General features: G+C 72.3%; 25 protein-coding genes and 1 pseudogene. 20 read left to right on the top strand and 6 right to left on the bottom strand.

Features of this window, described 5'->3' with window-relative positions; all coding sequences use genetic code 11:
* Nucleotides 1–9: 9 nt before the first annotated feature.
* Nucleotides 10–741, bottom strand: a complete 732-nt coding sequence (locus OHA19_RS07325) for a response regulator transcription factor (protein WP_405718486.1) — start codon at nt 739–741, stop codon at nt 10–12.
* Nucleotides 742–945: 204 nt separating this feature from the next.
* Here OHA19_RS07325 and OHA19_RS07320 point away from each other — a divergent pair, with 204 nt between their 5' ends.
* The 5 genes from OHA19_RS07320 to OHA19_RS07300 all read left to right on the top strand — a co-directional run bounded on the left by OHA19_RS07320 (nt 946) and on the right by OHA19_RS07300 (nt 5,453).
* Nucleotides 946–2,265: a hydrolytic protein gene (locus tag OHA19_RS07320; protein WP_405718488.1), complete on the top strand. Its 1,320-nt coding sequence runs from the start codon at nt 946–948 to the stop codon at nt 2,263–2,265.
* Between the two features lie 520 nt (nt 2,266–2,785).
* Nucleotides 2,786–4,315 carry a phage tail sheath family protein gene (locus OHA19_RS07315; RefSeq protein WP_405718491.1) on the top strand — a complete coding sequence of 510 codons (1,530 nt, stop codon included), beginning with the start codon at nt 2,786–2,788 and terminating at the stop codon, nt 4,313–4,315.
* Nucleotides 4,316–4,354: 39 nt separating this feature from the next.
* The gene (locus OHA19_RS07310; protein WP_124720830.1) at nt 4,355–4,795 is read left to right on the top strand and encodes a phage tail protein; all 441 of its coding nucleotides are present in this window, start codon (nt 4,355–4,357) and stop codon (nt 4,793–4,795) included.
* The gene (locus OHA19_RS07305) at nt 4,792–5,298 is read left to right on the top strand and encodes a hypothetical protein (RefSeq protein ID WP_405718493.1); all 507 of its coding nucleotides are present in this window, start codon (nt 4,792–4,794) and stop codon (nt 5,296–5,298) included. Before OHA19_RS07310 ends, OHA19_RS07305 begins: the two co-directional genes overlap by 4 nt.
* A complete protein-coding gene (locus OHA19_RS07300) occupies nt 5,295–5,453 on the top strand; it encodes a DUF6760 family protein (protein WP_164495324.1) in 159 nt (52 codons plus the stop codon). Before OHA19_RS07305 ends, OHA19_RS07300 begins: the two co-directional genes overlap by 4 nt.
* 348 nt (nt 5,454–5,801) lie before the next feature.
* Here the strand turns inward: OHA19_RS07300 and OHA19_RS07295 are convergent, their stop codons facing one another.
* Complete coding sequence (locus OHA19_RS07295) at nt 5,802–6,347, bottom strand: hypothetical protein (RefSeq protein WP_405749719.1); 546 nt, start codon at nt 6,345–6,347, stop codon at nt 5,802–5,804.
* Nucleotides 6,348–8,058: 1,711 nt separating this feature from the next.
* On the opposite strand from OHA19_RS07295, the gene OHA19_RS07290 reads away from it, so the two are divergent.
* From OHA19_RS07290 to OHA19_RS07245, 10 genes and pseudogenes are all read left to right on the top strand, one after another.
* The gene (locus OHA19_RS07290; protein WP_405749718.1) at nt 8,059–8,469 is read left to right on the top strand and encodes a hypothetical protein; all 411 of its coding nucleotides are present in this window, start codon (nt 8,059–8,061) and stop codon (nt 8,467–8,469) included.
* Nucleotides 8,470–8,526: 57 nt separating this feature from the next.
* Entirely contained in the window at nt 8,527–8,952 is a 426-nt protein-coding gene (locus tag OHA19_RS07285; protein ID WP_266430804.1) for a phage tail protein, read from the top strand.
* Between the two features lie 73 nt (nt 8,953–9,025).
* Nucleotides 9,026–9,748 (top strand): LysM peptidoglycan-binding domain-containing protein, encoded by a 723-nt coding sequence (locus tag OHA19_RS07280; RefSeq protein WP_405718499.1) that lies wholly within the window; start codon nt 9,026–9,028, stop codon nt 9,746–9,748.
* A complete protein-coding gene (locus OHA19_RS07275) occupies nt 9,745–11,511 on the top strand; it encodes a VgrG-related protein (protein WP_405749716.1) in 1,767 nt (588 codons plus the stop codon). The genes OHA19_RS07280 and OHA19_RS07275 overlap by 4 nt, the downstream gene beginning before the upstream one ends.
* 81 nt (nt 11,512–11,592) lie before the next feature.
* On the top strand, nt 11,593–11,910 hold the full coding sequence (locus OHA19_RS07270) for a PAAR domain-containing protein (protein WP_266430811.1): 318 nt from the start codon (nt 11,593–11,595) through the stop codon (nt 11,908–11,910).
* Nucleotides 11,907–12,332, top strand: a complete 426-nt coding sequence (locus OHA19_RS07265) for a GPW/gp25 family protein (protein ID WP_405718507.1) — start codon at nt 11,907–11,909, stop codon at nt 12,330–12,332. Before OHA19_RS07270 ends, OHA19_RS07265 begins: the two co-directional genes overlap by 4 nt.
* On the top strand, nt 12,332–14,293 hold the full coding sequence (locus tag OHA19_RS07260; RefSeq protein ID WP_405718510.1) for a putative baseplate assembly protein: 1,962 nt from the start codon (nt 12,332–12,334) through the stop codon (nt 14,291–14,293). Before OHA19_RS07265 ends, OHA19_RS07260 begins: the two co-directional genes overlap by 1 nt.
* Entirely contained in the window at nt 14,290–14,853 is a 564-nt protein-coding gene (locus tag OHA19_RS07255; RefSeq protein WP_405718512.1) for a phage tail protein I, read from the top strand. The genes OHA19_RS07260 and OHA19_RS07255 overlap by 4 nt, the downstream gene beginning before the upstream one ends.
* 4 nt (nt 14,854–14,857) lie before the next feature.
* Nucleotides 14,858–14,920 (top strand): annotated as a pseudogene (locus tag OHA19_RS07250) (zinc ribbon domain-containing protein); the annotation flags it as partial.
* Between the two features lie 552 nt (nt 14,921–15,472).
* Entirely contained in the window at nt 15,473–16,246 is a 774-nt protein-coding gene (locus OHA19_RS07245; protein WP_405721989.1) for an NADase-type glycan-binding domain-containing protein, read from the top strand.
* 53 nt (nt 16,247–16,299) lie between these two features.
* Here OHA19_RS07245 and OHA19_RS07240 read toward each other — a convergent pair whose 3' ends face one another.
* Nucleotides 16,300–16,794 carry an ArsR/SmtB family transcription factor gene (locus tag OHA19_RS07240; protein ID WP_405718514.1) on the bottom strand — a complete coding sequence of 165 codons (495 nt, stop codon included), beginning with the start codon at nt 16,792–16,794 and terminating at the stop codon, nt 16,300–16,302.
* A gap of 12 nt (nt 16,795–16,806) precedes the next feature.
* Between OHA19_RS07240 and OHA19_RS07235 the strand changes: the two genes are divergently transcribed.
* Nucleotides 16,807–18,024: a hypothetical protein gene (locus OHA19_RS07235; RefSeq protein WP_405718516.1), complete on the top strand. Its 1,218-nt coding sequence runs from the start codon at nt 16,807–16,809 to the stop codon at nt 18,022–18,024.
* 189 nt (nt 18,025–18,213) lie between these two features.
* On the opposite strand, the gene OHA19_RS07230 is transcribed toward OHA19_RS07235, so the two are convergent.
* The gene (locus OHA19_RS07230) at nt 18,214–18,567 is read right to left on the bottom strand and encodes a DUF6204 family protein (protein ID WP_405718521.1); all 354 of its coding nucleotides are present in this window, start codon (nt 18,565–18,567) and stop codon (nt 18,214–18,216) included.
* Nucleotides 18,568–18,831: 264 nt separating this feature from the next.
* Between OHA19_RS07230 and OHA19_RS07225 the strand changes: the two genes are divergently transcribed.
* Nucleotides 18,832–20,802 carry a DUF5107 domain-containing protein gene (locus OHA19_RS07225; protein WP_405718523.1) on the top strand — a complete coding sequence of 657 codons (1,971 nt, stop codon included), beginning with the start codon at nt 18,832–18,834 and terminating at the stop codon, nt 20,800–20,802.
* A 27-nt stretch (nt 20,803–20,829) separates the two neighbouring features.
* On the opposite strand, the gene OHA19_RS07220 is transcribed toward OHA19_RS07225, so the two are convergent.
* Together OHA19_RS07220 and OHA19_RS07215 are read right to left on the bottom strand one after the other, a co-directional pair.
* On the bottom strand, nt 20,830–21,189 hold the full coding sequence (locus OHA19_RS07220; RefSeq protein WP_405718525.1) for a VOC family protein: 360 nt from the start codon (nt 21,187–21,189) through the stop codon (nt 20,830–20,832).
* 60 nt (nt 21,190–21,249) lie between these two features.
* Nucleotides 21,250–22,059: a methyltransferase domain-containing protein gene (locus OHA19_RS07215; protein WP_405718528.1), complete on the bottom strand. Its 810-nt coding sequence runs from the start codon at nt 22,057–22,059 to the stop codon at nt 21,250–21,252.
* Between the two features lie 180 nt (nt 22,060–22,239).
* Between OHA19_RS07215 and OHA19_RS07210 the strand changes: the two genes are divergently transcribed.
* The 3 genes from OHA19_RS07210 (at nt 22,240) to OHA19_RS07200 (ending at nt 25,529) form a co-directional block, all read left to right on the top strand.
* Nucleotides 22,240–22,824 (top strand): TIGR03086 family metal-binding protein, encoded by a 585-nt coding sequence (locus OHA19_RS07210; protein ID WP_405718530.1) that lies wholly within the window; start codon nt 22,240–22,242, stop codon nt 22,822–22,824.
* A 472-nt stretch (nt 22,825–23,296) separates the two neighbouring features.
* Nucleotides 23,297–24,148, top strand: coding sequence for an SMP-30/gluconolactonase/LRE family protein (locus OHA19_RS07205; protein WP_405718532.1), 852 nt, complete (start codon nt 23,297–23,299; stop codon nt 24,146–24,148).
* A 121-nt stretch (nt 24,149–24,269) separates the two neighbouring features.
* Nucleotides 24,270–25,529 carry an aminotransferase class I/II-fold pyridoxal phosphate-dependent enzyme gene (locus tag OHA19_RS07200; protein ID WP_405718534.1) on the top strand — a complete coding sequence of 420 codons (1,260 nt, stop codon included), beginning with the start codon at nt 24,270–24,272 and terminating at the stop codon, nt 25,527–25,529.
* The last annotated feature ends 4 nt before the right edge of the window (nt 25,530–25,533 follow it).

The raw sequence follows: 25,533 nt of genomic DNA, 5'->3' as shown, positions 1-25,533 counted from the left end.
CACCAGGGCTCAGATGAGTCCGTGTCGCATGGCGTAGCCGACGGCATGGGCCCGGTTGCGCAGTTCGAGCCGGGTCGCCACCTCGTGCAGCACGTTCTTGACGGTGCGTTCGGAGTACGAGGTCTTCTGCGCGATCTCCGCGGTGCCGTAGCCCTCCGACACCAGCCTGATCATCTCCGCCTCCCGCGTCGTGAGGGTGGAGAGCGAGAGTCCCCGGGGGTCGAGGACCGTGCGCTGGAGGCTGCTGACATGGGTGAGGAGCTTTCCGAGCAGGTCGCCCGGCAGCACTCCTTCTCCGTTGGCCATCGCAGTCACCAGATGGACGAGACTGTCCTGGTCGGCCTCCCCGCGCCTCAGCACGGCTGCGACACCGCACTCGATCATGGTCTGGAGCGCACCCGATTCGAAGAAGCCGACGACGAGTCCGGTGCGGGTCGAGGTGTTGCGCTGGAGGCGGTTCAGAAGCTGGACGGTGGGCTCGTTCACCATGTCCACCACCACCAGGGAGACTTGGGCCCGGTCCGCCTCGGACTCGGCTATCAGCTCTATTTCGGGCCGTGGACGTAATTGATGCACCACACCGGTCTGCAGGATCAGGTCCTCCGCGTAGACCGCCACGGAGACTCTGCCCCCGGAGGCCGCGGGGGTGCCCCCACCGGGGGCGTACGCCGACGCGGCGGACCTGTGGAACAGGCCGCTGCCCACTGCTCGGTCGTTCGTTTCTGCTGCTGTCGTCGTCATTCTTCTACGTGCCCGTCTTCCTCGGCTGCTTCCGTCCGATACGCCTGGTTCCGATCTCGACCGCGTCGCCCTCCGGCAGGGTGACCGGGCCCGGGGAGGGCTCGCCGGGGCATCGTGCCGTTGGGCCGCCGGGGCACCACCCGTGCCCGTTCGTTGCCCTCGCGTCTCTGCTGCACCGCCGGGGGTTCGGCCTAACGTCGCATCGTGACCACATCTGCCGAACTCGAAACGCCCACGGTGACGGTGTCGCCCGGCACCGAAGCGACGACGACCCTGACCGTGCGCAACGACGGCGACATCGTCGAGGCGTACACGCTCGAAGTGGTCGGCGACTGCGCCGCTTGGAGCACCGTCGAGCCGGCCCGCGTGTCCCTGTACCCGGGCACCTCCGAAGTGGTGACCGTACGGCTCGCGCCGCCCAGATCCCACGAGGTCCGGGCCGGCGAGATACCCCTGGGCGTCCGCGTCCTGCCCGCCGAGCACCCCGAGTCGGTGGCGGTCCCCGAGGCCACGGTGATCGTCGGGCCCTTCCACGAACTCCGGGCGGAGCTCGATCCGCGCCGCCGCTCCGGCTGGCTGGGCGCCCGCTTCCGGGCCGCGGTGCAGAACAGGGGGAACACCGCGGTCGATGTCGCTCTCGTCGGCAAGCAGGCCGGGGAGGAACTCCGCCTGTCCTTCACCCAGGGCCAACAGCGCCTGGAACCCGGTGAGTCCGCGGAGGTGGGCCTGCGGGTGCGGGCCCGGAAGCTGATCTGGTTCGGGAAGCCGGTCGCCTGGCCGTTCGAGGTCGAGGCGGCCGAGAGCACCGAACGGGACAGCGACGGCGAGCAGCCCGGCCGCACCGAGACGCTGCCCGGTGAGTTCGCTCAACTGCCGGTGCTGCCCCGGTGGTTGCTGATCGTCCTGGCCGCGCTGCTCGCACTGCTGCTCGCGTGGTTCGCGCTGGTGAGGCCCGCGGTGCGGAGCACCGCGAAGCAGGCGGCGAACGAGGCCGCGCAGGAGAAGACGCCTCCCGGCGGGAAGCAGGATGCGACAGCGGGCGGCACGGGTGACCCGACCGGTGGCCAGGGCCAGGACAAGGGTGACGGGAAGGGCAAGCCGAATTCCTCCGGGGGCGCCGGCTCGGGCGGTTCCAGCTCGGGATCGGACGGTGGGACCGGGGACACCCAGCAGAGCTCGGCGACCATCGACGTGCAGACCGGGTCCGGGGCCGAGAAGAAGGGGACCTACCGGGTTCCGGAGGGCAAGGTGTTCGGGATCACGGACATCGTGGTGGCGAACTTCCAGGGCGACGAAGGAGTGCTGACCATCTCCTTCGGTGAACGGAAGATCACCACCATCGCTCTGGAGACCTTCCGCAACCAGGACTATCACTGGGTCACCCCCATCCAGATTCAGCAGAACGACACCGTCACCGCGTCCGTGACCTGTAACAAACCTGGCACCCCGGCGACCGGAACCCAGGCTTCCAAGTGTCATCAGGTGCTCAATGTCAGCGGTGTGCTCAGCGACCTCGCACCGTAGAAACAAAGCGTCCGTCCTCCTGCTTCCCCCGCGGGGGAAGACAACAGCAGGATTCCCGATCGAGGAAACCTGGTCTGCCGGCCTTTGGCAGTTTCTCTTTCCTGTGCACACAAGAGGCGGACCAGGTCGTCCGGGTTCCCGTGACACCGGCAGTGGATGAGGAGTTTCACGTCACAGACCCCTCGGGGAACGCCGGAAGGTCAGGGTGCGCAGGTCGAGGGCGAGTTCGGTCGCCTGATCCCGAACGGACAGGTGGTTCCTGCGAATTCTGGCTGATTTTCGTCGATTTCCCTGCCGGTCGACATCTTCCATAAATACGGCGTTCATGTCGCTGTCACGCGGCCGGAGCCGGAAATGCGGCGACCGCCGAGCCCCGCCCGCAAAGGGAAGAATTTCCTGCCCCACGGGTGCCTGGGAAGGCAGCACCCTTGCCCCGTGCCCAGGACTTTGAGACCTACTGTCCGCCACCACCGCCGGGGAAGACTCGGCGGCGAACGAATGACCACGCGAAGGAGCAAGCATGCCGTCGTACCTCACCCCGGGTGTTTACGTGGAGGAGGTGCAGTCCGGTGCGCGGCCCATCGAGGGAGTCGGCACCGCGGTCGCAGCCTTCGTCGGTTTCGCGGAGTCCGGCCCTTTCCACCAGCCGACGCTGGTGACCAACTGGGACCAGTACGTCCAGACCTTCGGCACTTTCACCGCCGACACCTATCTGACCCCCGCGGTCTACGGCTACTTCGCCAACGGCGGCGGCGCGGCCTACATCGTGCGCATCGGCGGTCCCGCGCAGGACCAGGCGCAGCAGTCCGTCTCCGGGTCGGCCGCGCCCGCCGCCCTCGGGGGGTTCCAGGTCTCCGCGCGGCCCGGCGCGAGCGCGGACCTCTCCGTCGAGGTCGCCGACGCCGAGGGCGAGAATCCTCCGGAGGACCGGTTCCGGCTGCTGGTACGGCAGGCCGGCAAGGTGGTGGAGACCTACGACGCCTCCAGCCGCAAGAACGTCAAGGGCTACCTCGTCACCCAGGCCCGGCAGTCCAAGCTCATCAAGGTCACCGAGCAGCCCGGCGCGGCGCAGACCCGCCCCGAGAACCAGAGCGTCTCCCTCGCGCCCGCCGCTGCCGCCCCCGGAGCCGGTGTCGCACGGCTCGACCCTTCCGAGTACGTCGGCGACGCCGCCGCCCGCACCGGGTTCGCGGGGCTCGAAGCCATCGACGAGATCACCATGGTCGCCGTCCCGGACCTGATGAGCGCCTACCAGCGCGGGGACATCGACGCCGACGGCGTCAAGGCCGTCCAGCTGGCGGTGATCTCGCACTGCGAGCAGATGGGCGACCGGGTCGCCGTCCTGGACACCCCGCCGGGCATGAACGCCCAGCGCGTCCGTACCTGGCGCAACGAGGACGCGGGATACGACTCGCGCTACGCCACCGTCTACTACCCGTGGGTCAAGGTCTTCGATCCGGCTACCGGCCAGAACTCCCTGGTGCCGCCGAGCGGGCACGTGGCCGGCGTCTGGGCCCGCAGCGACGGCGAGCGCGGTGTGCACAAGGCCCCCGCCAACGAGGTCATCCGCGGCGCGCTGGACCTGGAGATCCGCCTCAGCAAGGGTGAGCAGGACCTGCTGAACCCGATCGGCGTCAACTGCGTGCGCGCCTTCCCCGGGCGCGGCATCCGGATCTGGGGCGCGCGAACCCTCTCGTCCGACCCGGCCTGGCGCTACCTCAACGTACGCCGCCTCTTCAACTACCTGGAGGAGTCGATCCTCTTGGGCACCCAGTGGGTGGTGTTCGAGCCGAACGACGACCGCCTGTGGTCGAGCATCCGGCGCAACGTCACGGCCTTCCTCACCGAGGAGTGGCGCCGCGGCGCACTCTTCGGCCGCACGGCCGAGGAAGCGTTCTACGTCAAGTGCGACCGCGACAACAACCCGCAGGAATCGATCGACCTCGGCCAGGTCGTGTGCGAGATCGGCGTGGCTCCGGTGAAGCCCGCGGAGTTCGTGATCTTCCGCCTCGCGCAGTTCTCCGACAGCACGAGCCTCGTCAACGAGTGACCCGACAGGGTCCGCAAACGGAACAGGTGACACAGAGTCATGGCAGAGGGCGACGCTCTTTCCACCCACGTCTTCGGCGTGCAGCTCGGCGGCTATCTCGTGGAGTCGATCCAGGAGATCAGCGGCCTGACCGTCGAGGAGGAAGTCGTCGAGGTCCGTCAAGTGACCGCCGAGGGCAAGCAGATCATCCGCAAGCAGCCCGGCGCACGCCAGGCGGGCGAGGTGACGATCACCCGAGGACTCGACAAGAGCAGCGAGTTCACCAAATGGATCAAGGAGACGCTCAACAACGGTGCTGTCGACACCGCGCGCCAGAACCTGACCATCGAGATCAAGGACTCGAAGGGTGAGACGGTCCGGCGCATCCAGTTGATGCAGGGCTGGGCCAGCAAGTGGGAGGGCCCCTCGCTGAAGGCCGGCGAATCCAGTGCCGCGACGGAGACGGTGACCATCACCTTCGAGGAGATCGTGGTCGAATGAGGCGCAGGACCGTTACGTCGGGCGGGCTCGACGAAGTCCTGGACAGCCTCGCCTCCACCCCGTCCGCCGCGCAGGAGGAGACTCCCGCACCGGCCGCGGCACGGGCCCGGGAGCGTGACCGGGACCAGCAGGAGCTGCGTACGGAGTTCGAGTTCGAGCTTCCGCGCGGCTACGTCGACGACGAGGGCCAGGTCCATCGGCACGGTTCGATGCGGCTCGCGACGGCACGGGACGAGCTGCGCCCGCAGATCGACCTGCGGGTGAAGGAGAACCCGGCGTATCTGTCGGTGGTGTTGCTGAGTCAGGTGATCACTCAGCTCGGCAGCATCACCGATGTGCACGCCGGGGTCGTCGAGCGGATGTACGCCACGGACGTGGCGTTCCTCCAGGACTTCTACCGCCGGATCAACAGCGAGGGCCACACGCACGCCGCGGTGACCTGCCCGCTGTGCCACGGATCGTTCGAGGTGGATCTCTCGGGTGGGCGCCTGGGGGAATCGTGACGTACGCGCTTCCCCGGCTGCGGGAGGAGATCGCGTACGTCGCCTACCACTTCCATTGGCCACGAGAGGACATTCTCGACCTCACCCACGCCGAGCGTCAGGAGTGGGTACGGGAGATAGCGCGGATCAACACCCGCGTCAACGAAGGCGGGTGATCGTGTGGGTCTCGGGAACTGGTTCCGCCGGGGGGACCGCCGGCAGCCTCCGGCGCCCTACCGGGACGGGGCCGGAGCCGGTGCCGACCCCGGACCCGTTGCTGCCGTCACTCCGGAACCGGAGGCCGACCGGAGCCACAGCGTGGCAGGTCGGCCGGACGGTGCCGGGGACGGCGGCTGGGACGGCGGCTGGCGGCGGGTCGCACCGCCGGCGGTGACCGTCGCCCGGTCCACGATCGGGGTGAGCGACGGTCTGCGGTTCCGGGACGGACTCGCCTCGTGGCAGAACCTCGCGTTCGCGGGCGAACTCGGCCATGCCGTACTGCCGTCCGCGCCGGTGGGCCTGATTCACGGCGTCGCCCGTCCGGGCGGCGCGCGGTCCACGGCCCCCGGCGGACCGCTGCTGCTGCGTGCCGCCCGGACCGGGACGGACGGGGAGACGGAACCCGCGGCGGGCCCGGCAGCCGCGACGGCGGGCAACACGACCCGCAGCGGCAGGGCAGGCGGGCGGCCGGCCCCCGCGACCGTCCAGAGGTACGGCGCCACGACGTCCACTCCGTCCTCCGGGAACGGGGCACCGGGGCGGCACAACCGTGGCGACGCTGCGACCACGCGGGAGACCACGTCAGGGGCGACCCGGGCGAGCGGTACGCCATCGGCTCCGGAGCCCGACGCGGCGCGGGGACCGGCCACCTCGTCGGCGTCGCGGCAGACCGCGGGCACCGCACCGGCACCGGTTCCGCTCCAGCAGGCCCGGCCCGCCGCCGTACGTCCTCGGCGTACCGCTCCGCCCCTGATCATCGCCCGGCGCCCGGCGATGGCCTTGCGGCGGATCGCCGGGGTCCTGCCGCCCATGGCTTCCGCACCGGCCACCCCCGTCACCACCGTCGGCACCGCGTCCACCGCCGCCGTGCCGACGGACCTCGCCGTCGATCAGCCTGCTGCCACTGCCACTGCCACTGCCACTGCTGCCGCTGACAAGCCGACTGCCGCAGCGGTACGTCCCGCTCTGGGCAAGCCCCTGCGGGAGCTGCCCATCGGGGCGGTGGCCGCCGGCGCGACGGCGCCGGGCGGGGTTGTGCCGTCCGCCCCGGCGGGGCAGGAGGCAGCCGGCATGCCCGTGCTGCAACGCCAGGCGTCGTCGGACGCGGCGGCTCCTGCTGCGATCACGCCGTCGCCGGAGGCGACGAAGCCATCGGTGCGTCAGTCGCCGTCCTCGGACGGTCGGGTCCCGAAGGCCCAGGCTCCGCAGCCGTCTCAGCCGTCTCAGCCGTCTCAGCCGGATTCGTCCGGCCCACCGGCTCGCGCCCGTGGCGGGATCGGCGCCCCGCTCACCTCGCTTCCGTCGACCGCCAGGCTCGGGAGCGACGCACCGCTGCTCGGTGACCGCCGCAGGGCGCAGCCGGAAAGCACGGGCCCTCGGCGGAACACGGCGTCGGCGGGAGGGCCCGGAACGGCCCCGCTCCAGCTCTCGCCCTCGGTATCGGCCGAGCCGGCGTCGAAGGCCCTGAACGCGCCCGCCGAGATGCCGGTGCGCTCGCCAGGCGTGCCCGCTCGGCCGGGCGCGTCCACACCGGAATCCGCCGCCGTCCAGCGCGCGGCGGACCCCACACGTCCGAACACGCCCCTCGTTGCCCCGTCTCCGTCCGCACCCGCTGCGCCGGTACGTGTCCGGAGGATCGCCCCGGAGCGGGAGAAGGGACGGTCAACCGGACCCGCGGCCGGCCCCGGGGGATCGACGCCGGCCGTTCAGCGGTCGCGGGCCCTCCTCGCGGCCAGGGCCCTGGACGTGAGCACCGGCTCGGCCGAGGGCTTCTCGGGACCGACGGCGGCGGGCGGCAGCACGGCCCGGCCGGTCGTGGCAGCCACCTGGCGTCGTGATGCACCGCAGTCCGGACATGATGCTTCGCCGTCGCAGGGGCCGGCGCCGTCACCGGGGCGCGGGAGCACGCGTACCGGGGAGCACCGCGCACAGCCGGACGCAGCACCCGGGCGATCGGCTCCTCACGCACCCACCCGCCCCGCCGGACCCACTCCGCCCCACCGGCCCCGTGGGACCGGCCCAGGTCCGGCGCCCGGTGGGTCGAGCGCCGGCGGGCCGGCACCCCGGGGCGCGGTGCCGGGTGGCACCGTCCAACGTCTCGTGTCCGGAAGCCCGTCGCCCGGCACCATCCGGAGCAGCGGGACGCCCTCGGGCCGCACGTCCGCCGGTGACCCCGGCCGCGTCACACGACCCGGAGCGGGAGCCGGAACCGACCGGAGCCCCGGCCGAGGACCGGCGGCAGCCCGCTCGCTCCTGCGGCTCGTACAGCGTTCGCCACGCGGCGGCGTGACGACGCCACCGTCGTCGCCCGGCGTACTCCCTCCGGGGCAGGGCCCCGCGGAGTCGCAGCCCGCACCGCCGCCCCCGGCACCCCGCAGCCCCGTACCCGGCACCCCGCCCGGGGCGCCCACCATGACGTCCGCACCGTCCGCCACCCGGCCGGTCCCGGTTGTGCGCCCGCATCCGCCCGGGACGGGCCGGCCAGGAGCAACTGCTGTACCCGTCCAGCGAATGGCATTCCCGGTGGTGCCGGAATCGGCTGCCCCCGCGACCACCGGACCGGTGCCCGAGTCCGTCATGTCCGCGACCACCGGACCTCCGCCCCTCGCGGTACGGATTCCACAACGCACACCGAACCCGAACCCGCCCCCGACGCCGGTCGCGAGTCAGCCTCCGGCCGCCGGGGCCCGCGCCTCCTCCGCCACGGCCGAGGTGCTTCAGCGCGCGGCGGCCGACGCCGGGATCACCGGCGTTCCGGTGCGGGCGGCCCCGGTGCAGCGCGCCGAGCCGCCGGGCAGGACCAGGCCGACCGGACCGGCGGCCACCGCGGAGCCGCCGGCCGCGCACCGGGTCACCGGGGCGGACATCGAGGAACTGGCCCGTCGGCTGATCGATCCGGTGAGCCGGCTGATCCGCGCGGACCTGCGCAGAGGGCGGGAACGTACCGGACGGCTGCACGACGGCCGCCGCTGACAACGGTCCGGCTCCCTCCGCAACGTACGTGGCAACAGCAGAGAAGAAGAGAAGCACATGACGGACAACATCTTCGCGACGAGTGTGTTCTTCAAGCTCGTCATCGGAGGAAGCGACCTGGGGGCCTTCCACACCTGCTCGGGTCTGGGCGCCGAAGTGGAGATGGAACAGTACGCCGAGGGCGGCAACAACGGTTTCACCTGGCAGTTGCCGGGGCGGATCACCTGGACCAACATCACACTGACCCGCCCCGTCACCGCCGACACGCTCAAGATCGCCCGATGGCTGAACGAGACGATCCAGCGGGTCGAGCCCAAGGACGGCGAGATCGTCGCGCTCCGTCCGGACCTCAGCCGCATCATCAGCTGGCAGGTGCACGGCATCGTGCCGGTCCGCTGGCAGGGGCCGTCCTTCGACCCCGCCAGCTCCCAGGCGGCGATCGAGACCCTGGAGATCGCGCACGAGGGTCTGGAACCGTCCTGATGTGTCGTCATGTCCCGTGCCGCACAAAGGCCGTAGTCACAGGTAGCAGAGAAGATCGGGAAGGAGGAGCGCAATGTCACCCGCTGTCCGTACGAGCCGTGCTCGCGCCCAGCTGACCATCATGGAACCGCCGACCACCGTCGGCGCCAAGCCGGGCGGGAACCTCGCCCGGCTCACGTTGCAGTTCAACCCCGCGAAGCTGTCGCTGAGCAAGAGCACCGAGTGGCGGCGTACGCCGTCCCGGATGGCCGGGCAGTCCGCGCTGCCCGAATTCGTGGGCAGCGGGCCCCGGTCGTTGTCCCTGGAAGTCTTCCTGGACTCCACCGCCACCCATGACAACTCGGTGGAGAAGGCGGTGGAACAGCTCATGACGGCATGTGTCCCCACCCCGAGCAGCCTGGCCCGCAAGACGCCTGCCAGCCCCTGGGTCCGCTTCGACTGGGGCACGTCGAAGACGACCTCGTTCGACGGCGTGATGTCCAACCTCTCCGTCTCGTACACCTTGTTCGACGTGGACGGGAAGCCACTGCGCGCCACCTGCTCGCTCTCGATCGAGGAGGCGAGCGTCGATCCGGCCGGCCAGAACCCCACCTCGGGCTCGCGGGAGGCGCGCCGTACCCACCGGGTGGTCGCCGGTGACAGCCTGCCGCTGCTCGCCTGGCGGGAGTACGGCGACGCCACCGCGTGGCGCACCATCGCCGAGGCCAACGACGTCGACGACCCGATGCAGTTGATCCCCGGCAGGGAGCTGGTCGTGCCCGGACTGGAAGACCACGCTCCGGAGGGTGGCCGGTGACCGCCGCCGGCCGTTCCTTCGCCGCGGACCCGATCGTCGAGGCCCCCGGTGAGCTGCCTGCGGCCTGGGCGGCCCAGCTGGTGAGCTGTGTGGTGGACGAGAACGTCGGCCTGCCGGACACCGCCGTGCTGATGTACCGGGACCCCGATCACAAGCTGCTCACCGCCACCGGAATCACCATCGGCACTCCGCTGAAGATCTCCGTGGTCACCGTGCAGGAGCGGGTGCGCGAGCGGCTGTTCACCGGCGAGGTCACGGCTGTCGAGCTGGACAGCGACACCACCGGTTCGTTCACGGTGGTGCGCGCCTTCTCCAAGGCACACCGGCTCCAGCGCGGCCGGAAGGTGGTGGCCTTCCGCAACATGAAGACCGCCGACATCGTCCGCAAGGTCGCCTCGGGTGCCGGGCTGGCCTGCGGAAAGATCGAGGCCGCCCCGATCACGTACAAGCAGCTGACCCAGCCCAACGTCTCGGACTGGGAGTTCCTCCAGTACCTCGCGGGCGAGAGCGGTGCGCACGTACGGGTGGACGACAAGGGCCTGTTGCAGTTCGTGAAGCCGAAGCCCGCGTCGTCGGCACCCTCGCCGTCCACTTCCGCCACCCGCCACCCGATGGTCCTGGAGTACGGGCGCAACCTGCTGGCCCTACGGGCCGTGCTGACCGGTGCGGACGGGGCGGACAGTGTGGAGGTGCGCGGCTGGAACGTCGACACCAAGACGCGGCTGGTGGCCCGCGAACAGTCCATCCGCAGCGACACCGTGTCCCCCGGGATGAGCCCGTCGGTGGCAGCCGGAGCGTTCGGCCCGAACGCGCGGATGACGGTCGCCGACACCCCGTACCGGACCCAGGCCGAGGTCAGGGCCGTGGCCGGATCGGTGGCCGCCTCGGTGAGCTCCGGATTCGGCGAGATCGAGGCCGTCGCCGAGGGCAACCCCCAGCTGCGGGCGGGCCTGCCGGTGGCGCTCGGCAACGTCGGGCCCGCGTTCGCCGGGCGCTACACGGCGACCGCCGTGCACCACGTGCTCGAACCGCACGGTGGTTACCGCACCACCGTGCTGGTGAGCGCGGCGCCCGACCGCTCGCTGGCGGGACTGACCAGCGGCTCCGACGCGCCCGCGCGCGGCCCGCGCATGCCGGGGCTCGCCATCGGCGTGGTCACCGACATCCGCGAGGGCAAGACCGAACGGGGCTGGGTTCGGCTGAAGTTCCCCTGGCTCGACGACACCTATGTGACCGACTGGGTCCGGACGGTGCAGTGGGGCGGCCAGGGCGGCGGCGGGGTGTTCAGCCCCGAGGTCAACGACGAGGTGCTCGTCGGGTTCGAGCAGGGGCTGCTGGACAGCCCCTATGTGCTGGGCGGCCTCTACAACGGGGTCGACAAGCCCTCGCCCCACGACGTTCCGCTGGTCGACCCGACCAGTGGCAAGGTCAACCGCCGTTCACTGGTGTCCCGTTCGGGCAACCGGCTCGAACTGCTGGACGCCCCGCGCGGACCGTCCGGTGTCCGGCTCGCCACCGGCGACAAGCGGCTCGACATCACACTGGACGAACGGCGGGGCGAGATCGCCCTGACGGTGTTCGCCCGCGGCGGCACCCGCGCGTTGAGCTCGGTGACCCTCTCCTCGTCCGGGATCACCCTCGACGCCGGTACGGGGGACGTGAACATCAAGGGCAGCTCGGTGACCGTCAACGGCAAGACGGGCGTCACGATCGACGGCGGACTGCTCGGCGTGCTCAAGGCCAAGCTCATCAGGATCAACTGACACCCCCACCAACTCTCCGACACCCCCATCAACCCTCCGACACCTCCAGAAGTCCCTTTCCCAGCAAGGAGAAGACCGGCCATGCCCCCCGCAGCCCGCACGGGCGACAGCACCGCCCACGGCGGCCTCATCGGCACCCCGCCCCCGGGTGCGGTGGCCGTCGCCACCGTGCTGATCGGCGGCCGGCCGGCGGCCGTCACCGGGAGCCTGCACGTGTGCGTCGTTCCCCCGCACGCCGCGCTCGGACCGGGGAACGTGATCATGCCCAACCCGGCCGCCGCGGTCACCGGCCAGGTCCTGATCGGCGGGCTGCCCGCCGCCCGGATGAGGGACAACACCAGCTGCGGCGCGCCCATCATCAGCGGTGCGCTGAACGTACTGATCGGGGGCCCGGTGTGAGTGGCGGCGGATTCATCGGACGCGGCTGGGGCTTCCCGCTGCGGGTCGGCGCCACGGGCGGCATCGGCATGGTCGAGCGGGACCGGGAGATCGAGGAGGCGATCGGACTGGTCCTCGGTACGGCGCCGGGCGAGCGGCCGATGCGCCCGGAGTTCGGCTGCGGCATCCACGACTACGTCTTCGCGCCCGGTGACGGCGCCACCGCCGGGCGCATCGCCCAGGAGGTCCGCACATCACTGGAGCGGTGGGAGCCGCGCATCGAGGTGACCGACGTGGTGATCGCGTTCGACGCCATCGAGGAGGGCACCCTGTACATCGACGTGCACTACACCGTGCGGGCAACTAACGACCTGCGCAACCTCGTCTTCCCCTTCTACACCATTCCGTCCTCCGAGGGCTCCGAAGAATCGGGAGTGCGCTGATGGCCCTGCCCGCACCCAACCTGGACGACCGGCGCTTCCAGCAACTCGTCGACGAGGCCAAGCGGTACGTCCAGCAGCGCTCTCCCGAGTGGACCGACCACAATGTGTCGGACCCCGGGGTCACGCTCATCGAGACCTTCGCGTACATGGTCGACCAGCTGCTGTACCGGCTGAACCGGGTCCCGGACAAGAACTACTCGGCCTTCCTCGACCTGCTGGGCGTCACGCTCTTCCCGCCGACGGTGGCGCGGGCGGAGGTCGACTTCTGGCTCTCCGCGCCGCAGCCGGAGACGGTGCGGCTCCCGGCGGGTACGGAGGTCGCCACCTCACGCGGCGAGGCCGAGGAAGCGGTGGTGTTCTCGACCTCCGAGGAGCTGCCGGTCGTGCCGAGTTCGCTGATCCGGCTGGTCACCGCTCCGGTGTCGGGCGATCAGACCGACCGCACCGCACCGCTCGGCGCGGGCAAGGACATCCCGTGCTTCCAGCCACGGCCGGAACCCGGTGACGCCCTGCTGTTCGGGCTGCCCACCGCCGTCCCCCGGTGCATCGTCGCGGTGCGTCTGGACAGCCGGGTGGAGGGCGTCGGCGTCGACCCGCGCCAGCCCCCACTGGTCTGGGAGGCGTGGGACGGGGCCCGTTGGGTCACCTGCCGGACCGGCACCGACAGTACCGGCGGGCTCAACAGGCCCGGCGAGATCATCGTGTTCGTCCCCGCCGGGCACACCGCCTCGGTGACCGCGGGGGTCCGGGCGGGATGGCTGCGCTGCCGGGTCACCGCGCCGGAGCCGGGCCAGCCGTTCTACTCCGAGTCGCCGACGATCCGGGAGGCCGAGGTGTTCACCGTCGGCGGCACGACGGGCGTGGAACACGCGGAGACCGTCCTCGACGTTCCGCTCGGCACGTCCGAGGGCGTCGCCGGGCAGCGGTTCTCCGTGAGCCGGGCGCCGTTGCTGCTGGACGGGGAGCCGCCGGTCGTCCAGGTGTCCTCCGCGGAGGGCTGGCAGGTCTGGACCGCCGTGGAGCACTTCGGCGCCTCCTCGCCGCACGACCGGCATGTGCGGATCGACGCCGCCTCCGGCGAGTTCGCGTTCCCGCCGGAGGTGCGCGAACCGGACGGCACGATGCGCTCCTACGGTGCGGTGCCCGAGAAGGGCGCACAACTGCGGGTCCCCCGCTACCGGACCGGCGGCGGGGCGGCCGGGAACGTCGCCCGCGGCGCCATCTGCGTACTGCGCAGCTCGGTGCCGTACGTGGCGGGCGTGGACAACCGCGAGGCGGCCCGGGGCGGGGTCGACGGCGAGACCGTGGAGAACGCGAAGGTCCGGGCGCCCAACATCCTGCGGGTGCAGGAGCGGGCGGTCACGGCCGGGGATCACGAGGCCATCGCCCGCGAGGCCGCACCCTCCCTGCGCAGGGTCCGGTGCGTGCCCGCCGTCGCGGGGGAGGGGGGCGCGGTACGGGTACTGGTGGTGCCCGACGCGGTCATCGACGAGGGCGGTCAGCTGCGGTTCGAGCAGCTGATCCCGTCCGACTCCGTGCTCTCCACGGTCACGGCACGGCTCGACGAACGGCGCCTGGTCGGCACCCGGCTGGTGGTGGAGCCGCCCGCGTACCAGGGCGTCACGGTGGTCGCCAGACTGGTGGCGAACGGAGCTGACGTGGACCGGGTCCGCGCGGACGCGATCGCGGCGCTGTTCGGCCACATCGACCCACTGCGTGGCGGGGCGGACGGGACCGGGTGGCCCTTCGGCAGGCCGGTGCAGTACGGCGAGATCTTCGCCGTGCTCCAGGGCGTGCGGGGGGTGGGCCTGGTGGAGGAGGTGCGGCTGTTCCCCGCGGACCCGATCACCGGCCGGCGCGGGGCGGCGGTCGACCGGATCGATGTCGCCCCTGGCGCCCTGGTCTTCTCGCACCAGCACCAGGTCGAGGTCATCGCGAGCACGGCCGGTGACGGCTCATGACCAGGGCTGCGGTACCCGGGCTCGCCAGCCGCTATCCGATCGGCGGGCTGCTGCCGGCGCTGTACGCGGACGACGACCTGGCCCAGCGCTTCACCGCGGGCCTCGACACCGTCCTGGCACCGGTCCTGTCCACCCTGGACAACCTCCCGGCCTACTTCGACCCGTCGCTGGCCCCGGCCGACTTCCTGCCCTGGCTGTCGTCCTGGGTGGCGGCCGAGGTCGATCCGGCGTGGCCCGAGGAGCTGCGGCGGGCCGTCATCGCCCGCGCCGTCGAGCTGCACCGGTGGCGCGGCACCCGCCGGGGCCTGATCGAACAACTCCGGCTCTGCTTCGGTGTGCACGCCGACATCCGGGACGGCGGCGGCGCCGTGTGGTCGTCACAGCCGGGCGCCGCGCTGCCCCCGGCCCCGACCGGGGAACTGCTGGTACGGGTCTGGGCGCCGCGCGGCGGACCTGTGGACGCGAACCGCGTCCGGGACGTCGTCGCCGCCTCGTGCCCCGTACACCTCACATGCCGGGTGGAGATTCTGCCGGGCCCACCGGACGAGACAGGAGGCTGACACGATGCGCTCGTGTCCGGCGTGCGGTACCGCCAACCGCGAGGACGACGAATTCTGCGGGAACTGCGGCTCCTACCTGGGCTGGTCCTCCCGGACGCCGCGAACCCCTCCCGCCACGACGGAACCGGCCGCCCCCGGGGCGGAACCTTCCGCACCCGTGACGGGACCGGCAGCCCCCATATCGGGACCGGCAGCCCCCATATCGGGACCGGCAGCCCCCGTGACGGGACCGGCCGGCCAAAGGGCGCAACCTTCCGGCCCTGCAACGGGACCGGCCGCCCCGGCAGCGGATCCTGCCGGTCCGTCAGCACCGGCGCGCCCAGCCGCCGAGCCCGCGACGGTCACTCCGCCAGAGCCCGCGACGGTCACTCCGCCTGAGCCCGCGACCGGCACGGTCCCGGCGACCGGGACCCCTGCGGCCGGAGCCTCGCCCTCCGCACGCCCGGAGCCGCCGGCGCCGGAATCCGCCGCACCGCCCGCACCGGTACCACCCGATCCGGTACCACCCGCAGCGGCACCGGCACCGCCCGCGCGACCGGTCCAGCCGGCCCCCGTGCGCCCGGAACCGCCCGCGCAGCCGGCCCCCGTACGTCCGGAACGACCGGCTCCGGACGAGTCCGTGGGCGCGGTGCAGCCGGCCGAGCCGATCACCCGGCGGCCCGTCGTGCGGCCCGTGACGGCGGACGAGGAGCCGGACGGGCCGCCGTGCCCGGCATGCGGCACCCCGAACCTGCCCGGACGCAAGTTCTGCCGTCGCTGCGCCGCACCGTTGCAGAGCAGGGAGCAGTCCGTGCCGCTGCCGTGGTGGCGCACGGTGTGGCCATTCCGCCGCCGGGTGAGGAGCGGATCGGGCCGGGCGCTTCGGCGGACCGTGCTGGCGCTGGTGGTCGTCGGGCTGCTGTTCGCGGGTTTCCTGCTCGTACCGGCCGGGCGCTACGTATTCGAGGACGTGCGGGACAAGCTCGGCGGAACGGCGGAGATCAGCCCGGCCAAGGCCACCGCGAGCGCCCAGGCCCCCGGCCACCCGGCATCCGCCGCCATCGACGGGCTGACCAACAGGTACTGGGGCGCACCCGCACTCGGCTCGTCCCTGACGTGCGCCTTCGACAAGCCGTTCAGGCTGGTGGGCGTCGTGGTGTACACCGGTGTGTCGACGAAACCCGAGGAATTCCGGCAGGGCGCCAGGCCCACCGAGGCCGAGCTGATCGTCACCACGAAGGACGGCGAGGCCCGGAAGAAGGCGGTGACGCTCACCGACAAACCGGGCCGGCAGACGGTACGGACCGGCATCAGCGATGTCGTCTCCGTCCGGCTCGTGCTGAAGGCCGCCGCGGGCCAGGGCGAGGGACGGCCGATCGCGGTCGGGGAGATCGAGTTCTTCAAACGCACCTGAACGACACCGCGCGGACCTGAACGACACCGCGCCGAACCGGATGAAGAACAAGCTCAGGCCGCGGCGGAGCGGGGCTGTCCGGTGGCGCGGTCGTCGAGCAGCGCCACGCCCATGGGTGTCAGCGCGTGCCGCACACAGTTGCGTTGACGACTGCTGGAGATCAGACCGGCATTGCGCAACACAGCCGCGTGCTCGCTCGCCGAGGACAGTGAGACTCCTGCCCGCCGGGCCAGTTCGCTGGTCGTGCAGCTGCGGCCGAGGGATTCCAGTACCGCTGCCCGGGTGTGCCCGAGAAGCCGCGCAAGGGCCTCCAGGCGCGCGTGCGTCGGCCCGGTGAGCGGCGCGGACCGCGGCTCCGGGATCCGCGCCGGGTAGACGAGGGTCGGCGGCAGCGAGGCGTCGGCCAGCGCGACCGGGGTCCGCCGGCAGAAGTACGACGGGATCAACAGCAGCCCCCGGCCCCGCAGGTGCACTTCCTTGTCGACCGGATAGTCCGCCTCCAGCACCGGCGGCCGCCAGCGCATGACGGGTCCGAAGGTCCGGAGCATCCCGCCGAGACGGTGCCCGCGGGTCCTGCGGCGCCGTCGCGCGACTTCGGCCGATCGCGGACCCTGGCCCTGTTCCTGGTCCTCGTCGTCCTGATGGCCGGGACGGTCTCGTACGACAGCGGTCGCGAAGGCCGCGGCAGTCCGGTCCGCGGCGTCTCCGTCGGAGAACCGGGCGGCCGGCAGCGGTTCGAGGGTCCCGCCTGGGCGCTGTCGCCGCGCCGCGTCCCCGAGGAGTTCTACGGTCTGACGCTCAACACCGACACGGGGGAGATGCCCGGTTCCCGCGCGGGATCCGTCCGGCTGTGGGAGAGCGGAACCCGTTGGGGCAGCATCGAGCGCCGCCGGGGACGCTACGACTGGACCACGCTGCAGCGCCTGGTCGACGCGGCCGAACGAAAGCGGCTGCCCGTGCTGTTCACCGTCGCGGGCACCCCGCTGTGGGCCGCGAAGAACGGCCGCAGGTCCGCATACAGCGACTCGCTCGCATCGCCCCCGGACGACCTGACCGTATGGGACCGCTTCGTCGAGGAGCTCGCGACGCGTTACCGCGGCCGTATCGAGGCGTACGAACTGTGGGACTACCCGAGCCACCGGCTCCACTACGCCGGAACCATCCGGACCCTCGCGGAGATGGTCGAGCGCGCGGCCCGGATCATCCGCCGGGCCGACCCCGGCGCCACGGTCGTCTGTCCGTCCTTCGGGGATCTCAGGCAACCGCGTGGTGAGCGGTTGCTGCGGGAGTTCGCGCGTACGGGTGCCTACGAGACGTGCGACGCGGCGGCGCTGAAGATGCCGCCGCGCAAGGCCGACGGGCCTCCCGAGGAGATCATCGATCTGGCCGCGAGCGTGCAGCGCACGCTCTTCGAGGAGGAGCAGTCGGATGTCGCGCTGTGGAACACGGGCCCCGACAGAAGCGTCGCCCTGAGCGCGCCGCTCAGCGCCCGGCGCGCCCGTGACTACGCGGTGCGCTTCTATCTGTCCGGGCTCTACGCCCGCAACTTCGGCATCCGGCGGATGTACTTCTACAGCTGGGGCAGCTCGACGGTCCCCCTCGTGGTTCAGCCGGTGGGCGGCCCTCCGACGGAGGCGGGACGCCGCATCGCACGCCTCCAGCGGCGGCTGGACGGTGCCCGGATCGTGTCCTGCGGCCGCGGCGCCGGCATGGGCCTCGCGCAGAGTGCGTACACCTGCCGCTTCGAGCGGGACGGCGCCGAGCTGGCCGTGTACTGACCACGAAGGGGCGGACCGAGGTGTCCCTGCCCGATGGCGCGGGCGCGTGGCGGCTGCATCACATGGACGGCAGCACGGCAGCACGGCCGACGGCCGCGGCGGCACCCGGATCGGCTTCGGCGAGGAGCCGTTGTTCGTGGAGCACCGCGCGGCGTGACAGCCGCCGGGGCGCTGCGCGCGACCCGGGCGTCAGGCGGCCCCCGAGCCGAGCCGCCCCTTGTAATTGATCTTCATGGTGTCCATGTCCGTCACCGTGGACCGCAGTGCGCCATGGCCGTACCCGTGCTCGTCCAGGTAGGTCTCGGCCCGGTCCTCGGCGATCGCGGCCGCCAGCTCCTCGCCGTCCTCGGCGTCGGAGACGACCACGTACCGGAAGCTGAAGTGCTTCAGCACACGGTCGTACGTGAGCGAGCCCTCCTCGCAGAACTGCATCGCGGTCAGGCCGTGTTCGTCCACCTCGGACAGCAGCCGGGCGCGGGCCTCGTCCGTCAGGCCGTCCCAGGTGCCGCGCACGATCACTCGGTAGGTGTGCTGTGTGCTCATCGTGTTCCGCTCCGCGTTCCGTCCGGGCATGCCGCACCGGCCACTGCCACCGATACCCGTCGAGGGCCAAGGTTACGGTGACGCGGGCGGGGCGCACCCGATTTTTCGGGCGGGGCGGGGCGGGGCGCGGGCCCCGAAGCCGCCCCGGTGCGTCTTTGCCGAAGTCTGACAGCGAAGCCCCTGGCCGGAGCGTTGCCGAACGTGTTCCATGGTCATCGGGGGCGCCCGGACCTGTGGCGGCCCGCGTGAGGGAGCGAGGTTGCCTTGGCCACGACCGTACGACGTGCCGTACTGACCCTGCCCGCCGGGCCGCTGGGTCCGGAGAATCCGTTGCCCGCGTTGCGGCCGCTCGACGAGATGCATGTGGTCGACGAACGCGACCGGGCCGCACTGCCACGTGACATGGCACGCCAGATCGGTTTTCAACCGCTGTCCACCGTGCTGCCGGTGCGCATCCTCGACGGCTACGGGCGTGAGCGCACCCCCACCGCACTCGACGCGATCGTCATCGAGAACGACCGGCTGCGGGCCACCGTCCTGCCCGGTCTCGGTGGCCGCGTCCACTCGCTCCACCACAAGCCGACCGGCCGGGAACTCCTCTACCGCAACCCCGTTCTGCAGCCCGCCGACTTCGCGCTCAACGGCGCCTGGTTCTCCGGCGGCATCGAATGGAACATCGGCGCCACGGGCCACACCGCACTGTCCTGCGCCCCGCTCCACGCGGCCCGGGTGCCCGCGCCCGACGGGGGCGAGATGGTCCGCCTCTGGGAGTGGGAGCGGCTGCGCGACCTGCCGTTCCAGGTGGACCTGTGGCTGCCCGAGGACTCCGACTTCCTGCACGTCGGCGTACGGATCCGCAACCCGCACGAGCACACCGCGCCCGTGTACTGGTGGTCCAACATCGCCGTACCCGAAGGCGAACGAACCCGGGTCCTCGCCCCCGCCGACGAGGCCTGGCACTTCGGGTACGAACGGACCCTGACCCGGGTCCCGGTCCCGGTGTCCGGCTCCGTCGACCGGACGTACCCACTGCGCGGCGACTTCCCCGCCGACTACTTCTACGAGGTGCCCGACGGCGCCCGCCGCTGGATAGCCTCGCTCGACGAGGACGGTCACGGGCTCGTCCAGACGTCGACCGATCTGCTGCGCGGCCGCAAGCTGTTCCTCTGGGGCGCCGGCGCGGGCGGGCGGCGCTGGCAGGAGTGGCTCACCGAGCCCGGCACGGTCGGATACGCCGAGATCCAGGCCGGACTCGCCCGTACCCAGCTGGAGCACGTCCCGCTCGAACCGGGCGCCGAGTTCAGCTGGCTGGAGTCGTACGGGCCGCTGTCCGCGGACCCGCTCACCGTGCACGGCGAGGACTGGGCCGCGGCCCGTTCCGAGACCGAACAGCGGCTCGCCGAGGCGCTGCCGCGCGCCGATGTCGAGGCCGCCTACGCCGCCTGGCGCCCCTGCGCCGACACCGAGCCCGGTGAGTCGCTCGCCACCGGCTCGGGCTGGGGCGCGCTGGAGGTCAGGCGGGGCAAGTACGAGCTTCCCGGCACCCCGTTCGCCGACTCCACCCTCGGCGAACAGCAGGGGCCCTGGCTGGAGTTGCTGGACCAGGGCACGTTTCCCGAGCCGCGCCGGGTGGTCCCGCCCGGACCGTCCCTGGTCTCCCCGCACTGGCGGGACATGCTGGAGACCGCCCCCGCCGAACCCCTCACCGAGTACCACCTCGGCGTCGCCCAGTGGCATGCCGGTGACCGCGCCCAGGCGGTCCGCAGCTGGGAGCGCGGGCTGGTTCTCGCCCCGTCCCGCTGGCCGCTGCTGCGGTGTCTCGCCGTCGCCGCCGAGGAGGGCCGGCAGTGGGACCGGGCCGCGGACCTCTACGGCGAGGCCTTCGACGACCTGTGCGCGGAACGCCGCGACGACGGCGAGGCATGGACGGCGGCCGCGGCGGCGCTGGGCCGGGAGGCGGTGGAGGCGCTGCTGACGGCCGGGCGCACCGCCGCGGCCCGGTCCGTATGGGCCGGCCTGCCTCCGGCTGTCCGGCAGCGCGGCCGGTTCCGTCTGCTGGAGGCCCGGCTGCTGATCGCCGAGGACGACCGGGCCGCCGCCCGGGCCGTCTTCGACGAGGGCTTCGAGGTCGAAGATCTGCGCGAGGGCGCGCAGATCCTGGACGAGGTATGGGCGCGGCTCACGGACGAGCCGTTGCCCGACAGGTACAACTTCCGTATGCGCCCCAAGAGTTGACGGGGCGGCACTGCTGCCGTCCGGCCGTCACGGGCCGGACGGCAGGGTCCGGTCGACGTACTCGAAGACCGAGCCGTCCGGGTGCACGGCGATCAGATTGCGGCCCACCGGCGTCGGTACCGGTCCCGCGATGACGCGGGCACCGACGCGGGTCAGGGAGGCGTGCGCGTCGTCGACGTCCTTGACCGCGATCGTCGCCGTCACCTTGCGCAGGATCTCCAGCTCCGACTCCGGGCCGCTCATCAGGAGAAAGCAGCTGATCGCGGCGACCGAGACCCCACCGCGCTCGAAACGGAGCGCCGAACTGCCCGTGAGGTCCTCGTAGAAGGCCACCGCGGCCTCCAGGTCGTCGACGCAGATACGCAGCGTGGTTCCCAGAATGTCCATGCGGACAAGGGTAGTTGGAGGCACCTGGGTGCGTGATCGATTCGGCCCGGGGCGGCGTGCTCAGGCCCGGCAGAGCACCTCGCCGTGCGGGACCATGAACCAGGCGTCGTCCCTCGTGCCCCACTCGCGCCACGCGGCGGCGATCTCCGCCAGCTCCTCGGTGCTCGCACGGCCGCCCTCGACGGCGATCTTCGCGTACACCGAGCCCACCGTGCGGTCCGCCCACAGGCCGCTCCACCAGACCCTGCTCTCCGGGGTGGCGAAACACCAGTTGGCGGCGGTCGGGGTGATGTCGGTGAAACCCGCCCGGCGGGCCCAGGAGAGCAGCCGGCGGCCCGCGTCCGGCTCGCCGCCGTTGGCGCGGGCGACCCGGCGGTACAGATCCAGCCAGTCGTCCAGGCCGGGTGCCTCCGGGTACCAGGTCATCGCCGCGAAGTCGCTGTCGCGGGCCGCGACGATGCCGCCGGGGCGGCAGACGCGCCGCATCTCGCGCAGCGCCTGCACCGGGTCGCCCACGTGCTGGAGCACCTGGTGGGCATGGACGACGTCGAAGGAGTCATCGGGCAAGTCCAGGGCGTGCACGTCGGCGGTGGTGAACTCGACGTTTTCCAGGCTCCGTTCGGCCGCGACCGCGGCCGCCTGGGACAGGATCTCATCGGTGGTGTCGACGCCGGTCACCCGGCCGGGAGCCACCAGCGCGGCCAGATCCGCGGTGATGGTGCCCGGTCCGCAACCCACGTCCAGCACGGCCAGACCTGGGCGGAGCTCGTCGATCAGGTAGGCCGCGGAGTTGGCGGCGGTGCGCCAGCGGTGCGAGCGCAGCACCGACTCGTGGTGGCCGTGGGTGTAGACGGCGGTCTCCTTCGGCATGGCCGTGGATCCTTTCTCGGAACGCGACCCGAAGCGTTCCGGGCGTGCCGGAAACGCGAGCCGCGAAGCGGTGATCGGTACGGCAAACGGTACGCCGGAGTGTCGGAGTTTGAGATACCCGTCTCGGTATATGGGCGATGTGCACTCGCGTCCTGACTCCGGGACGGGGAGAGTGGACGCATGGCATCTGCTTCCGTCAGCGAAATCCTCGAACGCCACGGCGAGGCGCTCCGGCTCTTCACCGACCGGGTGCACGCGGTGCGCGAGGACCAGTGGTCCGCACCGACGCCGTGCACCGAGTGGACCGTCCGTGACCTGGTCACCCATCTCACCTCCGAACAGCTCTGGGTGCCGGCGCTCGTCACCGGGCGCCGCACCGTCGCCGAGGTCGGCGACGCCTTCGACGGCGATGTGCTGGGCGACGACCCCGTGGCCGCGTGGGACCGGGCGGCGGGCGGGGCGCGCAAGGCGTTCGAAGCACCGGGTGCGCTGGAGGGAACGGTGAACCTGTCGTACGGGGACAGCGCCGCCGACGCCTACTGCGCGCAGATGGTGGCCGACGCCGTGGTGCACGCCTGGGATCTGTCCCGGGCGATCGGTGCCGACGAGCGGCTGCCCGCCCGGCTGGTCGACTTCGCCCGCCGTGAGGTCGGACCGTACGCGAAGGACCTCTCGCAGAGCGGTCTGTTCGCCGAACCCGTGGAGACCGCGCCCGACGCCGACCCGCAGACCCGACTCCTCGCACTGCTCGGCCGACAGGCCTGAGACCTGCCGGGCGGGCGGCAAGGCTTGTGCGTGAGGTCCTGGTGCCGTGCCTGCCGTGCCTGCCGGGCCACGGACGCCGGCCGCCTGCCTCTCTCCCGTCTCCAGGACGCCCTGTGCCTGGAGGTGCCCGGCGATGACCGTGCCGACGACGGCTGTGAGTGCGACGTACGTGGGCGCGTGCGTCCGAAGGTGATTACTCAACTGAGTGGCTGTCAGCATGAGTTGAACGTACCTCTCGGACGGGAAAGCCTTTGTCGCCGAGTCGGCAGGCTCCTCGAACCACGCCGCTCAGCCGGGCGCTCGACAGGCCCGGCCCCGGACGACCACCCGGCACGAGGAACCGGAGCCGGGCACCCCGCCACGGCGTGGGCGGAACCGGCCGACGGGAGAGCACACTCATCGCCCTGCGACTGTCGAGCGGCCGGAGAACGGGATTAGTGTGTGTGCGATATTCCGGTCACGAGAGGCAGAAGTGAACACACCGCACCTGGACGTCGCCGTGCACGAGCGGGCCGAGCTCGGCGAGGGCCCGACCTGGGACCCGGCCACCGGCCGGCTGATCTGGGTGGACATCGTCTCCGCGCGCGTGCACACCTACGACCCGGTGAGCGGCCGTCGTACGGTGATGGCGACCGAACAGCACGTCGGTGCCGCCAAACCGCGCACCGGCGGCGGGTTCGTGGTCAATCTGCGCGACGGCATCGGTCTGTACGACGCCGACGGCGCCTTCCGCTGGCTGGTCCACGATCCGGCGCCGGGCCGGCGCGGCAACGACGCGGCGGTCGCGCCGGACGGGGCGCTGTGGGTGGGCACCATGCGCTACGACGCGGCCCCGGACGGCGGCAGCCTCACCCGTGTCGCGGCGGACGGCGCGGTGACCGCCGTGCTGCCCGCGGTGGCGTGCGGCAACGGCATCGGCTGGAGCCCGGACGGGCGGCTGATGTACTTCATCGACACGCCGACGCGCCGTATCGACGTCTTCGACTTCGACGGGGAACACGCGGTGAACCGGCGCCCGTTCGCCACCGTCGAGGAGGGCGCGGGATTTCCCGACGGGCTGACGGTCGACGCCGAAGGGGCCGTCTGGGTCGCGCTGTGGGACGGTGCGGCGGTGCGCCGGTACACGGCGGACGGTGCCCTGGACCGGATCGTCGCAGTGCCGGTCAGGCGCCCGACCGCCTGCGCCTTCGGCGGCCGGGACCTGAACGACCTGTACATCTCCACCGCCCGCACCGGGCTCACCGCCCCGCACCCGCTGTCCGGTTCGCTGCTGGTGCTGCCGGACGCGGGGCGCGGAACGTTCCAGGCGGCCTTCGCCGGCTGACCCCGCCCCATCGGGGCCCCGCCGCTCCGTCGGCGGGCGCGGTCGGCCGAACCCTCGTATAAAGGGCCCTGAGTGCGAGACGGCGCGACAGGGTGACGGGGCGGCGGCGAAGGAGGCCCGGATGGCGCGGCAGCGGACCGAACGGCCCGGACGGGCCGGGGACGGCGCGCGCTCCGTACGTGAGGACCGCGGCCCCGTCCGGTACGGGCCGCCCGCCCCCGATCCGGGTCTGCCGGTGCTGCCGGAGCTGGCGGAGGTGCTCGCCGCGGCGGCGGGCCGGGGTGAACCCGAACCGACCGGTGGAGGCCGGGACCTGCGCACAGCCGCGGCCGCCTACTGGGAGCGGCGCGGGCTGCCCGGCAGCCCGGAGCGCATCGCCGCGGCCCCGGGCGCATCGCCGCTGCTGCTCGCGCTGATCGCCGCGCACGGCGGCGACGTACTCATGCCGCGCCCCTGCCCCGCCACCTGGATCCCGCAGGCCCGGCTGCTCGGCAGGCCCGCCTATCATGTGCCGACCCCGGCCGAGTGCGGTGGCGTGCCCGATCCGTACGCGCTCCTGGAGACCGTGCGCAGGGTGCGCGCCGAGGGCGGCCGGCCCCGGCTGCTGCTGATCTCCGTCGTCGACGACCCGACGGCCACCGTCGCCCCGCCGGAGCTGGTGCGCGAGGCGTGCGAGGCGGCGATCGCCGAGGGGCTGCACGTCGTCAGCGACGAGACCTGGCGCGACACACTGCACCGGCCGCACGACACGGTCCTGCTCAGCCCGGCCGAGATGTGCCCCGACGACGTCACGGTCGTCTGCGACCTCGCCGGAGCGCTGGCCCCGTCCGCCTGGCCGGTCGCGGTCGCCCGGTTCCCGGACACCGAACGGGCGGCGGTGCGCCACGCCCGTACGCTCGACATCCTCACCGCGCTCGGCGCGCTCGTCGCGGGGCCGGTCGCCATGGCCGCCGCCCACGCGCTGCGCGAACCGGCTTCCGTGACGGACCGGGTCCGCCGGGCCGCCGCGCTCCAGGCGCGGATCGCCGGCGCGGCCCACCGCGCGGTCCTGGCGGCGGGCGCGCTGGCCAGGCCGCCGCAGGCGGGCCGGCACCTGTACGCCGATCTCGGCCCGCTCAGATCCCGGCTGGCGGGCCGTGGCGTCACGGACTCGCTGGAGCTGGAGGAGTACCTGACGGAACGTCTCGGCGCCCCGGCACCGGGCGGGCACCGGTTCGGTGACGAACTGGGGGCGCTGCGGGTGCGGCTGGGCACCGGGTCGCTGCTCGGGTCCGCCCCGGAACAGAAACTGGAGTCACTCACCGCTGTGGCGCCCCTGGAATTGCCGCATGTGGCCGAGGCCCTGAGCATTTTCGCAACGGCCCTCGACGAACTCCGATGAGAAC

The organism is Streptomyces sp. NBC_00012 (assembly GCF_045040875.1).
Taxonomy (GTDB): Bacteria; Actinomycetota; Actinomycetes; order Streptomycetales; family Streptomycetaceae; genus Streptomyces.
Note: the sequence above shows the minus strand (reverse complement) of the source record. Positions and strands in the feature narration are given on the sequence as shown.